The organism is Amycolatopsis sp. NBRC 101858 (assembly GCF_030269325.1).
GTDB lineage: Bacteria > Actinomycetota > Actinomycetes > Mycobacteriales > Pseudonocardiaceae > Amycolatopsis > Amycolatopsis ponsaeliensis.
In genome coordinates this window covers 676,735-688,890 of the sequence record NZ_BSTD01000006.1, presented here as the reverse complement: position 1 = coordinate 688,890, position 12,156 = coordinate 676,735, and the positions used below count along the sequence as shown (strand labels likewise).

General features: G+C 71.1%; 14 protein-coding genes. 7 read left to right on the top strand and 7 right to left on the bottom strand.

What is annotated here, in order from left to right:
* Positions 1-38 precede the first annotated feature (38 nt).
* From QSK39_RS42395 to QSK39_RS42385, 3 genes are read left to right on the top strand one after another with little or no spacing between them, the layout of a single operon-like run.
* The gene (locus QSK39_RS42395; protein WP_285483440.1) at positions 39-377 is read left to right on the top strand and encodes a hypothetical protein; all 339 of its coding nucleotides are present in this window, start codon (positions 39-41) and stop codon (positions 375-377) included.
* Positions 378-390: 13 nt separating this feature from the next.
* Positions 391-915 carry a GNAT family N-acetyltransferase gene (locus tag QSK39_RS42390; RefSeq protein WP_285483439.1) on the top strand — a complete coding sequence of 175 codons (525 nt, stop codon included), beginning with the start codon at positions 391-393 and terminating at the stop codon, positions 913-915.
* Positions 912-2,036: an amidohydrolase family protein gene (locus QSK39_RS42385; RefSeq protein WP_285483438.1), complete on the top strand. Its 1,125-nt coding sequence runs from the start codon at positions 912-914 to the stop codon at positions 2,034-2,036. The genes QSK39_RS42390 and QSK39_RS42385 overlap by 4 nt, the downstream gene beginning before the upstream one ends.
* Here QSK39_RS42385 and QSK39_RS42380 read toward each other — a convergent pair.
* Positions 2,023-2,874 carry a helix-turn-helix domain-containing protein gene (locus tag QSK39_RS42380; RefSeq protein ID WP_285483437.1) on the bottom strand — a complete coding sequence of 284 codons (852 nt, stop codon included), beginning with the start codon at positions 2,872-2,874 and terminating at the stop codon, positions 2,023-2,025. The genes QSK39_RS42385 and QSK39_RS42380 overlap by 14 nt on opposite strands.
* Positions 2,875-3,046: 172 nt before the next feature.
* Between QSK39_RS42380 and QSK39_RS42375 the strand changes: the two genes are divergently transcribed.
* Together QSK39_RS42375 and QSK39_RS42370 are read left to right on the top strand one after the other, a co-directional pair.
* Positions 3,047-3,991 (top strand): DUF4037 domain-containing protein, encoded by a 945-nt coding sequence (locus QSK39_RS42375; protein WP_285483436.1) that lies wholly within the window; start codon positions 3,047-3,049, stop codon positions 3,989-3,991.
* Positions 3,984-4,652 carry a YoaK family protein gene (locus tag QSK39_RS42370; protein WP_285483435.1) on the top strand — a complete coding sequence of 223 codons (669 nt, stop codon included), beginning with the start codon at positions 3,984-3,986 and terminating at the stop codon, positions 4,650-4,652. Before QSK39_RS42375 ends, QSK39_RS42370 begins: the two co-directional genes overlap by 8 nt.
* On the opposite strand, the gene QSK39_RS42365 is transcribed toward QSK39_RS42370, so the two are convergent.
* The 5 genes from QSK39_RS42365 to QSK39_RS42345 all read right to left on the bottom strand — a co-directional run bounded on the left by QSK39_RS42365 (position 4,653) and on the right by QSK39_RS42345 (position 8,809).
* A complete protein-coding gene (locus QSK39_RS42365) occupies positions 4,653-5,390 on the bottom strand; it encodes an SDR family NAD(P)-dependent oxidoreductase (protein ID WP_285483434.1) in 738 nt (245 codons plus the stop codon).
* Between the two features lie 115 nt (positions 5,391-5,505).
* Complete coding sequence (locus QSK39_RS42360) at positions 5,506-6,411, bottom strand: amino acid ABC transporter permease (RefSeq protein WP_285483433.1); 906 nt, start codon at positions 6,409-6,411, stop codon at positions 5,506-5,508.
* Positions 6,408-7,094 (bottom strand): amino acid ABC transporter permease, encoded by a 687-nt coding sequence (locus QSK39_RS42355; RefSeq protein WP_285483432.1) that lies wholly within the window; start codon positions 7,092-7,094, stop codon positions 6,408-6,410. Before QSK39_RS42355 ends, QSK39_RS42360 begins: the two co-directional genes overlap by 4 nt.
* 76 nt (positions 7,095-7,170) lie before the next feature.
* Complete coding sequence (locus tag QSK39_RS42350; RefSeq protein WP_285483431.1) at positions 7,171-8,028, bottom strand: glutamate ABC transporter substrate-binding protein; 858 nt, start codon at positions 8,026-8,028, stop codon at positions 7,171-7,173.
* 52 nt (positions 8,029-8,080) lie between these two features.
* Positions 8,081-8,809, bottom strand: a complete 729-nt coding sequence (locus QSK39_RS42345; RefSeq protein ID WP_284741287.1) for an amino acid ABC transporter ATP-binding protein — start codon at positions 8,807-8,809, stop codon at positions 8,081-8,083.
* Between the two features lie 285 nt (positions 8,810-9,094).
* On the opposite strand from QSK39_RS42345, the gene QSK39_RS42340 reads away from it, so the two are divergent.
* Together QSK39_RS42340 and QSK39_RS42335 are read left to right on the top strand one after the other, a co-directional pair.
* Positions 9,095-9,769, top strand: a complete 675-nt coding sequence (locus tag QSK39_RS42340; protein WP_285483638.1) for a response regulator transcription factor — start codon at positions 9,095-9,097, stop codon at positions 9,767-9,769.
* Positions 9,770-9,773: 4 nt separating this feature from the next.
* Positions 9,774-11,171, top strand: coding sequence for a sensor histidine kinase (locus QSK39_RS42335; protein WP_285483430.1), 1,398 nt, complete (start codon positions 9,774-9,776; stop codon positions 11,169-11,171).
* On the opposite strand, the gene QSK39_RS42330 is transcribed toward QSK39_RS42335, so the two are convergent.
* Positions 11,168-12,094, bottom strand: coding sequence for a TAXI family TRAP transporter solute-binding subunit (locus QSK39_RS42330; RefSeq protein WP_285483429.1), 927 nt, complete (start codon positions 12,092-12,094; stop codon positions 11,168-11,170). The genes QSK39_RS42335 and QSK39_RS42330 overlap by 4 nt on opposite strands.
* Between the last annotated feature and the right edge of the window lie 62 nt (positions 12,095-12,156).

The window sequence follows — 12,156 nt, the reverse complement described above, 5'->3', positions numbered from 1 at the left end:
GATGTCGAGTGGCGGGTGCCCTTGGCCGCGTTCCCTTCGTGTCTCGACGTGCTTCCGGTGCTGTCCGGCGTGCAGCCGATCGCCTCGGTGCGGTTCTCGCCGGACTCCGCACCGAGGCGGCCGACGAGGTTCCCCTGCCGGCCGCCGCCGACGACGAATGGTCCCGTCCGGCCAACGCGCTCGGCGCGGTGAAGGCCGTCGCACGCGGGCGGTTCGACGACGCTCGCGGTCTGCTCGACCGGGGCTTCGAGCGAATCGGCTCGACCGGCCGGGCCACCCGCGAGTGGACAGCGGACATCACCCGGCTGCCCTGTGCGTGCGTCCGTGACGAGCCGGAGCTGGGCGAGCTCGCGGCGGAGATCGTCGCGCTCGCGTGACAAGGTGGGGAGCATGGAGATCGAGAAGCTGGAGCCGTCGGCTGACCGCGCCGTGATCGACCGGATCACGGCGCTGGTCAACCACGTCTACGCCGAGTCCGAGAAGGGGCTCTGGCTCGGCAGCACCGACCGTACTTCCGCGGACGAGGTGGCCGGGTTCGTGCGGGCCGGGGAGATCGCCGTCGCCTTTGTGGACGGTGATGTCGCCGGATCCGTGCGCGTCCGGCGGCTCGATGCGGCGACCGGCGAGTTCGGCATGCTCGCCGCCGACCCCGCGCGGCGCGGGCTCGGCATCGGGCGGGACCTCGTGCGGTTCGCCGAGCGGGCGAGCCGGGAGGCGGGCTGTCGTGAGATGCAGCTGGAACTGCTGGTGCCGCGCGAGTGGACGCATCCGGCGAAGCAGTTCCTCGCCGAGTGGTACGACCGGCTCGGCTACCGCGTGACGCACCGCGCCGACCTCGCCGAGGACTACCCGCACCTCGCGCCGTCGCTGGCCACGCCGTGCGATTTCCTCGTCTATCGCAAGGAACTCGCGTGACGCTGCTCGCCGGGGCGTGCGTGTTCGACCCCGAGACCGGCGAGACGACGCGCGCGGACGTCCGGCTCGATGGCCCGCGGATCGCCGAGGTCGGGCCGGGCCTCGACGGCGACGACCGGGTCGACTGTTCCGGCGGGCTGCTGATCCCCGGGCTCATCGACTGCCACGTGCACGTCGCGTTCCGGCGGCCCGAGTCCCTGCCGCGCAGTGCCCGCATCCTCGAAGCCGTGCCGGTGCTGCGCCGGTTGCTGACGCGCGGGATCACCACCGTGCGGGACGCCTGGGGCGCCGACGCCGGCTTCCGGCACGCCCTGCGGGAAGGCTGGATCACCGGGCCGGACCTGCTGGTCAGCCTGCGTCAGCTGGGGCCGACCGGCGGGCTCGGCGACGTCTGGGACCCGGCCGCGGGCGCCGTCGACAACTACGGCGACCCGTCGCTGCCGGACCCGCTGTTCGACGGGCCGGACGCCGCCCGCGCCGCCGTCCGCCGGATGGTGCGCGCGGGCGCCGACTGGATCAAGGTCGGCGCGAGCGGGTCGATGCGGGCGGTCCGCGCGGGCGTGGACGTCCGCCCGACCGACGACGAGCTCGCCGCCGTGGCCGACGAGGCCGCCCGCTGCGGCCGCGATGTCCTGGCCCACGCGCACACGTCGGCGGCGGTGGTGTCGGCGGCCCGTGCCGGGGTGCGCAGCATCGAGCACGGCACGTTCCTCGACGACGACGCCGTCGCGGCCCTGACGGACGCCTGGTACGTGCCGACGCTGTCGCCGATGAGCGACACCGAGTTCGCCGGCACGCACCGGCGTTCGCTGCGCCTCGCGGTGGAGGCGGGCGTCCGGATCGCCGCGGGGTCCGACCTCGCCCCGCGTCCCCATGTCGACTTGACGACCGAGCTGCGTTTGCTGGCCGCGGTCCTCGGCGATGCGGCGGCCTTGAAGGCCGCCACGTCCGAGGCGGCCCGCTTGCTCCGGCTCGACGACGACCGTGGCCGCGTCGAGCCGGGCCTGCGCGCGGACCTCGTGCTGCTCGACGGCACGCACCTGGACGTGACGGACCTGCCGGGCCGCATCCGCGCCGTCTGGCACGACGGGGAACGGGTCGGTGGACTCAGTTCGCCATGAGATCGAACTCCTCGGCCAGCCGGACCAGGAACTCCCGGGACTCCCGTTCGGACAGAGCGGCTTGCTCCAGCCGGGTGCGGAGGACGTAGAACGCTTCGACAGCCACGCGTTCGTCGATGAACAACCCGGCGGCGAAGGTCTCTTCGTAGGCCACCGGTGGGTGCTCGGCGAACTCGAGGATCGTGAACCGGCTGCCGATCAGGTGGTACGGCGGCGCGGACGCGGGCACGACCCGGATGGTGCAGTGCGGGAGGTTCGCGGCCAGCACCAGGTACTGCAGTTGCTCGTGCATCAGCGCCGGGTCACGCAGGATCGACCTCAACGTGTGCTCGTAGACGAAGTAGAGGCACTGCGGTGGGTTCCGGCGCTCCAGCAGCTGCTGCCGATCGATCCTCGCCTGGACGAGCAGCTGCAGCCGGTCCGTGGTGAAGCGCCCGGACAGTTCGTAGATCGTGCGCACGTAGTCTTCGGTCTGGAGCATGCCGGGCAGGGCCATCGGGCTGTTCGAGATCACCGCCGTCGCCAGGTTTTCCTGGACGATGAGGGACTTCATCGGGTCGACGAGCGGGTCGAAGTACGGCCGCACCCAGTACAGCTCGCTCGGTGGCCGGGTCAGGTGCAGCAGCCGTTCGCGTTCCGCGGCCTCGGTTCCGCAGTGCGCCAGGTAGATCGCCGCGTCGATGGACGAGATCCGCCGGCCGTTCTCCCACCCGGACACCTTCGACGCCGACCAGTGGGCGCGCCGGGCGACCTCGCGCAGCGACATCTGTCTCGCCTCGCGCTGGGCCTTCAGTTCGACGCCCATCTCCCGGGTGCGCACCGTGCTCTTTTCGGTCATGCCCGCACGTTAAAGGCAACCACCGACAAAATGACTCGTGCCGCGCAGGGGTTCACCGGAACGGATGTTGCTGTTCTGCCTGTGCGACAACGGGTTTCGCGCGCGAAGCGCTGCGAAGCACCTTCGCATAATGAAGCGCGCTTCGCACCATTACTAAGCCACAATGGCGTTCATGACGTTCATTCCCGGAATCGAACTGAGCCGCCGGTTCTACGCCGAAGCGGTCGCGCCCGTCGTCGGCGGGCGGCACACCGCCGCGCTGGTCGGGCCCGGTTCGGAAGTCCTCGGCTTCGACACCGGCCGCTCCACCGACCACGACTGGACCGCCCGCGTTTTCCTTTTCCTGCCCGAAGTCCGCGCCGTGGACGTGCCGGCCACCTTCCTCGGGCACCCGGTGAAGCTGGTCGCCGCGACGCTCGACGGCTGGACGCGCGGCTTCCTCGGCTTCGACCCGCGGCACCCCGGACCGCGCGACTGGCTCGCCACCCCGACCCAGGTCTTCGCCGAGTTCACCGGCGGCGCCGTCTTCCACGACGACCTCGGGTTCGCACCGCTCAGGCAGCGCCTCGCCTGGTACCCCGACGACGTCTGGCGGTACGTCCTCGCCTGCCAGTGGCAGCGCATCGGCCAGGAAGAGGCGTTCGTCGGGCGGTGCGGGGAAGTCGGCGACGAGCTGGGATCGGCCGTCGTCGCGGCGCGGCTCGTGCGGGACCTGATGCGGCTGTGCCTGCTCATGGCGCGCCGGTACCCGCCGTACAGCAAGTGGCTCGGCAGCGCGTTCGGGCGGCTGCCCGCGGCCGCGGCGCTGTCGCCGCACCTCACCGGTGCCCTCGCCGCGACGAGCTGGCCGGAGCGCGAACGGCACCTCGTCGCGGCCTACGAGCACGTCGCCGGGCTGCACAACGCGCTCGGCCTCACCGAGCGGGTGGATCCGCGGGCCCGGCCGTTCTTCGACCGGCCGTTCCGGGTCATCGACGCCGGCCGGTTCGTCACGCCGCTGCTGGCCGGGACGTCCGTGATGCACCCGATCGGGGCGATCGACCAGTTCGTGGACAGCACCGACGCGCTCGGGCACCGCGAGCTGACCCGCGCGGTGGTTGACTGCGCGCATGGCTGAACCGAAACCGCGGGACCTGGCCGTCCTGCTGCTGACGCTGACCGTCGTGACCGGGGTCGTCGACGCCGTCAGCTTCCTCGGGCTGGGCCGGGTGTTCGTGGCCAACATGACCGGCAACGTCGTCTTCCTCGGGTTCGCGGCCGCGGGGGAGTCGACGCTGTCGGTGCTCGCGTCGCTGACCGCGGTGCTGGCGTTCCTGGCGGGCGCGCTGGCCGGCGGGCGGCTGGCCCGCCGCGAGGACGACTACGACGCCCTCCGCCAGGCGACCGCGGCGCAGGCGGTGCTGATCGCGGTGGCGGTGGTGCTGTCCGCGACCCTCGGCAGCGGCACGCGCCTGGGCAGCGAGCTGCTGATCGTCGTGCTGGGCGTGGCGATGGGCCTGCAGAACGCGGCGGTCCGCCGGATCGGCGCGCCCGACCTGACGACGACGGTCCTGACGATGACGCTGACGGGCTTCGCGGCGGACTCGAAGGCGGCCGGCGGCCCGGGGGCGCACCCGCTGCGGAAGGTGGTCGCCGTGGCCGCGATGCTGGTGGGTGCCTTCGCGGGCGGCCTGCTCCAGCTGCACGTCGCGATGTGGGTCGCGCTCACGCTGGCCCTGGTGCTCGTCCTCGGCGTGCTGGTGGCGCTGCGGGTCACCCGGCGCCCGGCCGCCGGGTGATCAGCTCAGCGCGCGCCCGCCGTCGACCAGCAGGCGCTGGCCGGTGATGAAGCCCGTGTCCTTCGAAGCGAAGAAGCTCACCGCCGCGGCGACGTCCTCCGGGGTGCCCAGCCGGCCTGCCGGCACTCCGGCCAGGTAGGCCTCGCGCTCGGCCTCCGGGACGTCCGCGTGCCGCTCCACCGGGACGAAGCCCGGGGCCACCGAGTTGACCGTGATGCCGTCCGGGGCGAGCTCGCGGGCCCACGCCCGGGCCAGGCCGACCTGGGCCGCCTTGGCCGTCGCGTACGCCGAACGGCCGGGTGGCGGGCGCTCGGCGACCTCCGAGTCGATGTGGATGATCCGGCCGTAGCCGCGGGCGCGCATGCCGGGGAGCACCGCGTGGCCGAGCAGCACCGGCGAGCGCACGAAGAAGTCCAGGTGGCCCAGGTGATCCGCCCAGTCCACTTCGGACAGGAAGACGTCCGGCTGCGGGCCCGTCGCGTTGAGCACCAGCACGGTGATCGGGCCCAGCAACGCCGTCACGGCGTCGACCAGCTCGCCGACCTGGTGCCGGTCGGTCACGTCGGCGGCGAAGGCGGCGGTCTTCCCGCTTTCGGCGAGGACGCCCTCCGCGGCGGTCTTGAGGTCGGGGTCGTCGTGCAGGGCGTTCACCGCCACCGCGAACCCGTCGCGGGCCAGCCGCCGGGCGATCGTCCGGCCCAGCCCTCGGGAACTTCCGGTCACCAGTGCGACACCCATGGTCCCGACGCTAGGGGAGACCCCCGGGTACGACAAGCCCGGTGAGCCCCGATCGGGGCAAAAGAAAAGCGGGTGAGCACGCTGTCGCGCACTCACCCGCTTCGAATACCGGAGGTCAGACCGCCCGGCCGGTGTTGAAGTCGGTCTCGTCCACGATCGACGACGGCGCCTCGTCGAGCGGCTTCGCGCCGCGAGGGGCCTTCTTCCGGCGGGACAGCTTCCGCTCCAGGTACGAGGCGAGCCGCGTCAGGAGCAGGTTGAGCACGATGAAGATGATCGCGATGACGATCAGCGTCGGGATCGTGTTGTTGAAGTTGCCGGTGATCGGCCCGGAACCGCGGATCAGCTCGTCGTAGCCGATGGTCAGCTGACCGGCGAGCGCGGTGTCCTTGAGGATGACCACCAGCTGGCTGACCAGGGCCGGCAGCATGAGCGTGATGGCCTGCGGGAGCAGGATGTTGGTCATCAGCTGGGTCTTGCGCAGGCCGAGGGCCGACGCGGCTTCGGTCTGTCCCTTGGGCAGGGACAGGATGCCCGCCCGGAACACCTCGGCCATCACCGAGCCGTTGTAGAGCACGAGGCCCGTGACGGCGGCGAAGAGCGGCCGGGTGTCCGCGTCGATGCCGGTGTAGTACGCGTAGAACGACGCGGCGAACACCATCAGCAGCAGCACCGGGATGGCCCGGAAGAACTCGACCACCGCGCCGACCGGGATCCGGACCCACTTGTGCTCGGACAGCCGCCCGATGCCCAGCAGCGCGCCGATCGGCAGCGCGATCACGATCGCCAGCGCGGCGGCCTTGAGCGTGTTCAGCAGGCCCGGCAGCAGGAACTGGGTCCAGGTCGACCCCTCGACGAACGGCTTCCAGAGCGCGCCGGCCCACTGGCCCTTCGCTTCGAAGCCGTTGTAGACGAACCACGCCACCAGGAGCAGCACCAGCACGAACAGCACGGTGTAGACCCAGTTGCGGGCGCGTGTCTTCGGGCCGGGGATGTCGTAGAGGACGGACTGCGTGCTCATCGCTTGACCTCGGCTTTCTTGGCGACCCAGCCGAGCAGCAGGCCGAGTGGCAGGACGATCGCGACGAACACCGCGGCGAAGACGAGGAAGACCAGGAACAGCGAGTCCGACTCGTTCTCGACCATCGCGGACATCAGGGCGGCGGCTTCGGCCACGCTGATCACCGAGGCGACCGTGGTGTTCTTCAGCAGCGCGATCAGGACGTTCGCCAGCGGCGCGATCACCGAGCGGAACGCCTGGGGCAGCACGATCAGGCGCAGCACCTGCAGGAAGTTGAGGCCCAGCGCGCGGGCGGCCTCCGCCTGGCCGACGGGCACCGTGTTGATGCCCGAGCGCAGCGATTCGCAGACGAAGGTCGACGTGTAGACGATGAACCCGAGGATCGCCAGCCGGAACGCGTTGTCGTCCAGCGACGTCGGCGAGTCGGGGTTGGCCAGGTTGATGCCGAGGGTCGAGGAGAGCCCCAAGGACGTGAAGACGATGATCACGGTCAAGGGGGTGTTCCGGAAGATGTTGACGTAGACCGTCGCGAACCCGCGCATGATGGGGACCGGGCTGACGCGCATCCCGACGAGGACGGTGCCCCAGATGAGCGAGCCGATCGCCGAGAAGAACGTCAGCTGGATGGTCTTCCAGAACGCGCCGACGAGGTCGTAGTCAGGATTGCTGAGGAAATCGAACACGGGTTGTCCAACCTGGCCTCGGAACGGGAACGGTGCGCCGCTTGCACGGCGCACCGTTCGACTTCAGAACCGGATATCAGGGAGCGATCGCCGGCACGGCCGGGATCTTGTAGCCCGACGGGCCGACGTTGGTCTCCAGCGACTTCTGCCAGGAACCGTCCTGCTCCATCGCCTGGATGGCCTTGTTGATCGCGGCCTTGCCGTCGGCGTCGTCCTTCTTCAGGCCGACGCCGTAGTTCTCGTCGGTGAAGCCCTTGCCGACCAGCTTCAGCTTGCCGGGCTGCTGCGCCGCGTAGCCGGCGAGGATGACGTCGTCGGTGGTCATCGCGTCGACGGTGCCGTTCAGGAGCGCGGTCACGCAGTCGGTGTACTTGCCCACCTCCTGCAGCTGCACCTCCTTGGCGTACTTCGTCTTCACGTTCTGCGCCGGGGTCGAGCCCTTGACCGAGCAGAGCTTCTTGTTGCCGGTCAGCGACTCGGGACCGGTGATGTCGGTGTTGTCCGACCGCACGAGCAGGTCCTGGTGCGCGATGAAGTAGGGGCCACCGAAGGAGACGTCGTTCTTGCGCTTGTCGGTGATCGAGTAGGTGGCGACGATGAAGTCGACCTCACCCTTCTTGATCAGGTCCTCGCGCTGCGCCGACTGCGCTTCCTTCCAGGTGATCCCCGACTCTTCGACGCCGAGCTGCTTCGCGATGTACTTCGCGACGTCGACGTCGAAGCCGGCGTAGGTGCCGTCCGGCTTCTTCAGGCCGAGGCCCGGCTGGTCGAACTTGATGCCGATGACCAGCTTCTTGTTGTCCTTGGCCCGCTGGACCAGGTTCTTGTCGCCGCTCGCGCCGCTGCCGCTGCCGGAGCCGCCGCCGCAGGCCGTCAGGGCCAGCCCGGCGGCCATCACGACCGCGCCGACCTGCAGAACTCGGTTCAACCGCATCGTCTCTCAGGTTCCTTCCGAATCTCGTCCGGCCTCGGGGCCGGGGAAAGTGCTAGTGGGTGAGGATCTTGCCGAGGAAGTCCTTCGCGCGCTCGCTCTTCGGCGCGGTGAAGAACTCTTCCGGCGTCGTGTCCTCGACGATCTCGCCGTCGGCCATGAAGATCACCCGATCGGCTGCCCGGCGGGCGAAGCCCATCTCGTGCGTGACGACCAGCATCGTCATGCCGTCCTTGGCCAGGCCGGTCATGACGTCGAGGACCTCCTGGACCATCTCCGGGTCCAGCGCCGAGGTCGGCTCGTCGAACAGCATGACCTTGGGCCGCATCGCCAGCGCCCGCGCGATCGCGACGCGCTGCTGCTGGCCACCCGAAAGCTGCGCCGGGTACTTGTCGGCCTGGTTGGCGATGCCGACGCGCTCCAGCAGCTCCATCGCCGTCTTGCGCGCTTCGTCCTTCGAGGCCTTGCGGACCTTCGTCGGCGCCAGCATGACGTTCTCGACGATCGTCTTGTGCGCGAAGAGGTTGAACGACTGGAACACCATGCCGACGTCGGCGCGCAACGCCGCCAGTGCCTTGCCCTCCGCGGGCAGCGGGACGCCGTCGACGGCGATCTCGCCCGAGTTGATCGGCTCGAGCCGGTTGATCGCCCGGCACAGGGTCGACTTGCCCGACCCCGACGGGCCCAGCACCACCACGACCTGGCCGCGAGGTACCTCGAGCGTGATCTCCCTGAGCACGTGCAGGTCGCCGAAGTACTTGTTCACGGCGGACGCCTTGATCATCGGCGCCGCCACCTCCGCGGTCATCTGGCCTCCAGGGTCGTTCGAATGCGGCGTGGGTCACCCGCGATGGCGAGAACCTACCGTTGCTTTACCGGCTCGCAAGGCGGCTTGAGCAATACTTAGGGTTTCAACTGCGTATCGATGTCCATTTTGGGGTGATCAGGGGTACTGTAGCCCCCTGGTCACCCAGCGTGACCGTCCGGGTGGCTCGTGCGCGCGATGCCGCGAGGTCCTAGAGTTCGGCGCTACCGGCCGGTGGAGCAGGTCACCATGGGAGGCGGACGGGTGCGGGTGCTGCTGGTGGAGGACGACGACCGGGTCGCGGGTGCGCTCATCCCGGCGCTGGCCCGCCGCGGCCTGGCGATCGCCCGGCTCGCCACCGGCGCCGGCGTCCTCGAGCGCGTCCACGAGGTCGACGTCATCCTCCTCGACCTCGGCCTGCCGGACATCGACGGCGTGACCCTGTGCACCCAGATCCGGGCGGTCAGCGACGTCGCGATCATCGTGGTGTCGGCCCGCGGCGAGGTCGACGACCGGATCCGGGGCCTGCGCGCGGGTGCCGACGACTACCTGGTCAAGCCCTACGACGTCGAGGAGCTGCTCGCCCGCGTCGAGGCGGTGCGCCGTCGGCGGCCGGAACACGCCGTCGCCGAGCCGGTCGTCATCACGGTCGGGGACGTCAGCGTCGACCTGGCCCGGCACGAGGTGCTGGTCGACGGGACCGCGATCGCGTTGTCCCGCAAGGAGTTCCAGGTGCTCGCCCTCGTCGCGGGCGCGCGCGGCGCGGTGTGCTCGCGCGAGCACGTGCTCACCGAGGTGTGGGGGCACCGGGGTCCCGCGGAGAGCCGGTCGCTCGACGTCCACGTCGCGACGCTGCGGACGAAGCTGGGCCGCCCCGCGCTGATCGAGACGGTGCGCGGGGTCGGCTACCGGCTCGGCGGCCAGACCGCCCGGAGCTGACGGCGTGCGCGTCCGGCTGCAGGGCATCGTGCTGACCCTGGTCGCGCTGCTGGTGTTCGGCCTGGGCATCCCGCTGGCGATCTCGATCGCCGCCGGCGCGCAGCAGGACCTGTTCCTCGACCGGCTGACCGACACCGCCCGGTTCGCGTCGCTGGCGCAGCGTCCGCTGCTGGACAACAAGCCGTACCTGATCGAGCCCGACGTGCGCCGCTACACCGAGGTGTACGGCGTCCGGGTGGTGGTCGTCGACCAGGACGGCAAGCCGGTCGTCACCTCGCTCGGCCCGGACGCCGCGCGGATCGACCTGCAGGACGAGCGGATCAGCGACCCCGTCCACGAGGCGCTGGCCGGCCGCCGGTCGCAGCCGTCCGGCGTGCTGATGCCGTGGGACTCGACGCCGCTGGTGCTCGCCGAGCCGGTGCTCGCCGACGGGGAGGTGCGCGGGGCGGTGCTCACCGTGTCGGCCACCGATTCCGAGCGCGCCGCCGTGCTGTGGTGGTGGCTGCTGCTGGCCGCGGGCGGGATCCTCGCCTTCGTGGTCGCGCTGGGCGTGGCGATCCCGGTGGTCCGGTGGATCCTCAAGCCGGTGAAGCGGCTCGACGACGCGACCGGCGCGCTGGTGGCCTCGGTGGTCAGCGGGCGCGAGGCCGAGCCGGTGGGGGAGGGCGGCGGCCCGCCGGAGCTGCGGCAGCTCGGCCGCTCCTTCGACCGGATGGCCGAGAGCGTGTCGGGCGCGCTGGCCGCGCAGCGCGCGTTCGTCGCGGACGCCTCGCACCAGCTGCGCAACCCGCTGACCGCGTTGAAGATCCGGCTCGGGAACCTCGACGGCCACGTCGACGACGAGCCGGCCGCCGCCGACCTCGAAGCCGCGCGCGTCGACGCCGGGCGGCTGCACCAGATCCTGGACGGGCTGCTCTCGATGGCCCGCGCCGAGGCGTCCGGCGGGGAGCTGGACCCGGTGGTGCTGGACGAGGTCGTCGCCGAGCGGGTCGCCGACTGGTCGGTGGTCGGCGAAGCGCGGGACGTGCGGCTGGTCGTCGACACTTCGGGTGACGGTGCCCGGGTCCGCGTGCCGCCGCGCGGCGCCGAGACGATCCTGGACGCGCTGCTCGACAACGCGCTGAAGTTCACCGCGGCGGGCACCGAGATCCGGGTCGCGGTCGAGCGCGACGGCGACCGGGTCCGCCTGTCGGTGCGCGACCACGGGCCGGGGCTGCCGCCCGACGAGCTCGACCGCGCGCTGGACCGGTTCTGGCGCAGCCCGGCGCACCAGAACGTGCCGGGGTCGGGGCTGGGCCTGGCGATCGTCAGCGAGCTGACCGCGCACTCCGACGGCGAACTGGCGCTGGACCTGCCCGAAGGCGGCGGCCTGCGGATCGCGATGACGTTCCCGGCGGCCTAGGTCTTCTTCGCGCGGTAATAACGCAGCGCGCCGGGGTGCAGGGGGATCGGCTGGGTCTCGATGCCCGGGTGGACGTCGATCGACAGCGCTGCCGGATTGGCCATCGCAAGCTGCTGGCGGGCGTCGAACAGCCCCCGGACCAGCGCCTCGGCGACGTCGTCGCTCATCGACTTCGGGACGACGAGGAAGTTCGGCACCAGCAGCGTCGTCACCGGGCCCTGCTGGTTGTAGGTGGTCGCGGGGATGGACGCGGTGCCGTAGACCTGGTTGACCTCCTGCATCTTCGGCATCACGTCGGCGATGTCGAGCAGGCGCAGGGACTGCTTGTCGTTGTACTTGACCAGGCTCGGCGTCGGCAGGCCGCCGGACCAGAAGAACGCGTCGATGTCGCCGTTCAGCAGCGCGTTGATCGAGTCGTCGAGCCCACGGGCGCTGGTGGTCACCGACCCGGTGAGCCCGGTCGCCTCCAGCAGCCGGGTGGCGATGTACTCGACGCCCGAGGACGGCGAGCCGATCGCGATCTTGTGGCCCCGCAGCTGCTCGACCGTCCGGATGTCGGAGTCGGTGCGCACGACGATGTGCAGGTAGTCGTCGTGGATCCGGGCGAGGGTGGCCAGCCGCGGGTCCTGCTTGTACCGGTCGGCGGCGACGTCCGCGGCGACGAACGCGACGTCGGCCTTCCCGGCGAGCACCTTGTCGAGGTTGTCGGGGGAGCCTTGGGTCTGCAGCACGGTGGGGCGCTCGATGTCCAGGCCGCCGGCCCACGCCGTGGCGAGGGTCTGGGCGAGCTTGTCGTAGACCCCGCCCGGGTTGCCCGCGGCGATCCGCAGCTTGAGGTCGCCGAAGCCGGCGCTGCAGGAGGCCAGCACCAGCAGCAGGGCGGCCGCCATCGCGAGCGCTCGCCCCCGCCGCGTCCTGGCCACCGCCCGATCGTGCCAGATCCGGCGGCCCGGTGGTTGGCGGCAGGCGAACCGGGCATTCTCTC

What these genes read in the sequence shown, in the direction of transcription:
- QSK39_RS42350 (WP_285483431.1), bottom strand. Translation starts at nt 8,028, where the DNA reads ATGCGGTTGAACCGAGTTCTGCAGGTCGGCGCGGTCGTGATGGCCGCC.
- QSK39_RS42360 (WP_285483433.1), bottom strand. Translation starts at nt 6,411, where the DNA reads ATGAGCACGCAGTCCGTCCTCTACGACATCCCCGGCCCGAAGACACGC.
- QSK39_RS42375 (WP_285483436.1), top strand. Translation starts at nt 3,047, where the DNA reads ATGACGTTCATTCCCGGAATCGAACTGAGCCGCCGGTTCTACGCCGAA.
- QSK39_RS42345 (WP_284741287.1), bottom strand. Translation starts at nt 8,809, where the DNA reads ATGATCAAGGCGTCCGCCGTGAACAAGTACTTCGGCGACCTGCACGTG.
- QSK39_RS42390 (WP_285483439.1), top strand. Translation starts at nt 391, where the DNA reads ATGGAGATCGAGAAGCTGGAGCCGTCGGCTGACCGCGCCGTGATCGAC.
- QSK39_RS42365 (WP_285483434.1), bottom strand. Translation starts at nt 5,390, where the DNA reads ATGGGTGTCGCACTGGTGACCGGAAGTTCCCGAGGGCTGGGCCGGACG.
- QSK39_RS42380 (WP_285483437.1), bottom strand. Translation starts at nt 2,874, where the DNA reads ATGACCGAAAAGAGCACGGTGCGCACCCGGGAGATGGGCGTCGAACTG.
- QSK39_RS42370 (WP_285483435.1), top strand. Translation starts at nt 3,984, where the DNA reads ATGGCTGAACCGAAACCGCGGGACCTGGCCGTCCTGCTGCTGACGCTG.